The 1,389-nt window shown below is 59.8% G+C and carries 1 protein-coding gene; it reads left to right on the top strand.

From position 1 onward, the window contains the following. Window positions 1–1,389 (top strand): polyribonucleotide nucleotidyltransferase (gene pnp, locus ACIOVB_RS27720; RefSeq protein ID WP_401272299.1); only part of this gene is annotated, 1,389 nt, incomplete at both ends.

Genomic DNA, 1,389 nt, shown 5'->3' on the forward strand with positions numbered 1-1,389 from the left:
CGTATTGGTTACTGTTGTTGGTGCCAAGCAAGCCGATACGGGCAAGGGCTTCTTCCCTCTGTCCGTTCACTACCAGGAAAAGACTTACGCTGCCGGTAAGATCCCTGGCGGTTTTTTCAAGCGTGAAGGCCGTCCTTCCGAGAAAGAAACCCTGACTTCCCGACTGATCGACCGTCCGATCCGTCCGCTGTTCCCAGAAGGCTTCATGAACGAAGTGCAGGTTGTCTGCACCGTCGTTTCCACCAGCAAGAAGACCGATCCGGACATCGCTGCGATGATCGGTACCTCGGCAGCCCTGGCCATCTCGGGTATCCCGTTCGACGGCCCGATCGGCGCCGCTCGTGTCGCTTTCCACGAAAGCACCGGCTACCTGCTGAACCCGACTTACGAGCAGCAAGCTGCTTCGAGCCTGGACATGGTCGTTGCCGGTACTTCCGACGCTGTGCTGATGGTTGAATCGGAAGCCAAAGAGCTGACCGAAGACCAGATGCTGGGCGCGGTACTGTTTGCTCACGACGAGTTCCAGGTTGTGATCAACGCCGTTAAAGAACTGGCTGCTGAAGCTGCCAAGCCAACCTGGACCTGGGCTCCTGCGCCAGAAGCTACCGAACTGCTGAACGCAATCCGTTCCGAGTTCGGCGAAGCGATCTCCCAGGCTTACACCATCACCATCAAGGCCGACCGTTACGCTCGCCTGGGTGAGCTGAAGGATCAGGTGGTTGCCAAGCTGTCCGGTGAAGAAGGCCAGCCTTCGTCCAGCGAAGTCAAAGCTGCATTCGGCGAAATCGAATACCGCACCGTTCGCGAAAACATCGTAAACGGCAAGCCACGTATCGACGGCCGCGACACCCGCACCGTACGTCCGCTGAACATTGAAGTCGGCGTTCTGCCGAAGACCCACGGTTCGGCCCTGTTCACCCGTGGTGAAACCCAGGCTCTGGTAGTTGCGACCCTCGGCACCGCCCGCGACGCACAGCTGCTGGACACCCTGGAAGGCGAGAAAAAAGACCCGTTCATGCTGCACTACAACTTCCCTCCGTTCTCGGTGGGCGAGTGTGGTCGCATGGGTGGTGCTGGTCGCCGCGAAATCGGTCACGGCCGTCTGGCCCGTCGTTCGGTTTCTGCCATGCTGCCGGCTGCTGACGTGTTCCCGTACACCATCCGCGTTGTGTCGGAAATCACCGAATCCAACGGTTCGAGCTCGATGGCTTCCGTTTGCGGCGCTTCCCTGGCCCTGATGGACGCTGGTGTGCCGATGAAGGCGCCGGTTGCCGGTATCGCCATGGGTCTGGTTAAGGAAGGCGACAAGTTCGCAGTCCTGACCGACATCCTGGGTGACGAAGACGAGTTGGGCGACGTGGAGTTGAGGGTTGCCGGTAGCGCCTGGGG

Origin of the sequence: Pseudomonas sp. NPDC087639 (genome assembly GCF_044743385.1) — a bacterium.
Lineage (GTDB): Bacteria > Pseudomonadota > Gammaproteobacteria > Pseudomonadales > Pseudomonadaceae > Aquipseudomonas.